Here is a 2,718-nt window from a genome sequence, read left to right on the forward strand (position 1 = left end):
CCACTAGACCGTCCAGGTGCGCGGCCTCGTTGAGCGCGTCGGCGAGAAATGTGAGGTCCGTGACCGTCGATTCCTCCTCCAGTTCCGGAGGGGGCGGGAGGGGTTTGCCCAGGGAGAGCCAGTTCATATCCAGCACCCGTATGTTGCCGGTCGCCGCGTCGTACGGGTCGTGGGGCGGCCGCGTGATGTCGTATGGGCCTTGGGGCGGCCGGGTGATGGCGAGCGGGCCCTGGGACGCCCCGGTGGGGCCGTGGGGTCCAGGCGACGACTCCGGTCCGCTGAGAGTGCCCGGTGACGACCCGGGCCGGACCGGGCTACGGCCCCCGACTCTGGCCGTCTGGACGGCGGTTGCCGAGCCCACACCAGAACGGATGTAGCAGCGTCCTGGTGTGGACTTGGAGATGTGGGCCGCGTCGGGCAGGTCGATGACGTCCGAAGACTCGGAGGGCTCCGTCACGCGTAGCGCGATGCGCAGCGACGTGTTGGCCTGGATGTCGGCGGTCACCACGCCCGCCGGGCGCTGCGTGGCCAGGATCAGGTGGACGCCCAGCGAGCGGCCTCTGCGGGCGATGTCCACGAGGCCAGTGACGAAGTCGGGCAGCTCGGCCACCAGAGCGGCGAACTCGTCGATGATCAGCACCAACCGCGGCAGCGGGACGGCACCCGCGTAGTCGTCGATGTCCTTGGCCCCGGCCTTCAGCAGCAGGCGCTCCCTGCGGCGGATCTCCGCCGCCAGCGAGTCGAGCGCCCGTTGCGTCAGATGGCCGTCGAGGTCGCTGACCATGCCGACCGTGTGCGGCAGGCGTACACACTCCTTGAACGCGGCCCCGCCCTTGTAGTCGATCAGCACGAACGTCAGCTGGTCGGGCCGGTTGGCCACCGCCAGGGCGCAGATCAGCGTCTGCAGCAGCTCCGACTTGCCCGCACCCGTGGTGCCGGCGATCAGGCCGTGCGGGCCGTCGAGGGTGAGGTCGACCGAGAACGGACCCTCGGGGCCGACGCCGATCAGCGCGCGCGTGGTGCCACGGTCGCGCCATCGGGCGGCCAGCTCCTTGCCCGAGGGGTCGGGCATGCCCATCAGGTCGAGCAGGCGGATCGCGCCGGGCAGATTGCCCGCCGGATCGTCTCTGCTCACGTCGCGGATCGGGGACAGCGACCTGGCCAGGCGGTCGGACCAGGCGGCCGACACGAAGTCACCCAGCACCGGACCGATGGCGTCGAGCCCGCCGCCGAGCAGATGGACGAAGCCGTCGCCGCCGCACGCGGCCACCGTCTGGCACTCCTCCGGAAGCAGGCGCTGATCGTCGTCGATGGCGAGCGTGTACACCCCCGAACGCGGCCCCTGGCGCAGCACCTGCGGCATGTTGGGCAGGCCGCGCAGCACCTGGGCTCCGTCGAGGATCACCAGCACGTCGTAGGGGCGTACGTCATAGGAGGAGAAGGAGGGCTTCTCCGGACCACCTAGGTCGTCCCAGCCGCTGGGAATCTTGCCGAGCTCGGGGATCGTGGTGTTCTGGCGCTCGTCGATGAGAGCGGCGAGCTCGGAGACGCGGCGCGCGGCCGACTCGGGGTCGGTGCCCACCAGCGCCACGCACTCCTCGCCGGCGCGCGGCGCGCAGTGCGGCAGCCAGCGCATCCAGCCCCAGCGGTGCTCCGCGTCGGGGTGCGCCGACACCACCACGATGGCCAGGTCGCGGGGGCTGTGGAGGGTCGCGGCCTGGGCGATCAGCCAGCTCGTCAGGCCGGCCGCGACGGCTCGCGGCCCGGTGACGCCTGCCACGCCCAGCCGCCGCATCGGCAGCGCCACCGGCACGGACCGGCAGATCGGCGGATCGATGGGCCCGCCCTGCTCCTCCGACAGCTCCAGGTTGGCGGGCAGGTCGGCGAGCCCGACCCGCAGCCGGAGCGCGTCGGAGTCGTGGATCCTGCGCTCCCACAATCGCCTGCGCGGCCCCGTGGCCGTGAGCAGCACCTGCGCGGGGTCCGGGGCGTCGGCTCGGCGGGCGGCCTCGTCGGCCACCCGGGCGCGCTCGACCGCCTCGTCGTACGCCTGGAGCCGCTCCTTGTACTCCTTGATCGCCTTCTTGTGCTTCTTCTTGCCGTGGCGGCGGTCGCTCCACCACTGGCCGATCATCATGATCGGCGTCATCAGCGCGATGAGCAGGTAATACCACTGCTTGAGCGCGAATGCCAGCGTCAGCCCCAACGCCGCCGGCAGGAACGCGGCCAGCAGTTGCAGGCGCAGGCCCTCGTTCCTGGTCGGCTCTTTCGGCCGGACGAACTTGCGCCCGGGCTCAGGGCGCCGGAGCCTCGGCGGGCGGTTGTAGGCCACGCCGCCCTCGCTCCTGGGCGTCAGGTGCGCGTCCTTGGGCTCGATGGAGGTCAGCACGAAGACCGAGGAACCGCAGGTCAGCACCGCCTGGTCGGACCATTCGACGGGCTCGGCGAGCGGCCGGCCGTCGAGCTCGGGCACCTCTTCGTAGCCGGCCGCGTACTCGGCCGCCTCCCGCTCGGCGACCCGCGCCGTCAGCTCGGCGACCTCATCGGCCCACCGCCCCTTGAGCTTGAGCTTGGGCGCCGCATCCGGCTGCTGCCACGTGCGCTCCACGGTGATCCCGTCCGGCGTCACCCGTACGGTCACCGCCTCCGGGGCGAGCGCCGGGTCGGCGGCGGCGATCGCGCACATCGGATCGGAGCCGATGATGTACGTCCCCAGCC

The 2,718-nt window shown here is 72.0% G+C and carries 1 protein-coding gene; it reads right to left on the reverse strand.

The window, feature by feature from the left end:
- A partial coding sequence (locus ETD86_RS53775) for an FtsK/SpoIIIE domain-containing protein (protein ID WP_281287124.1) occupies positions 1-2,718 on the reverse strand: 2,718 nt, incomplete at both ends.

The organism is Nonomuraea turkmeniaca, from assembly GCF_005889735.1.
Classification (GTDB): domain Bacteria; phylum Actinomycetota; class Actinomycetes; order Streptosporangiales; family Streptosporangiaceae; genus Nonomuraea; species Nonomuraea turkmeniaca.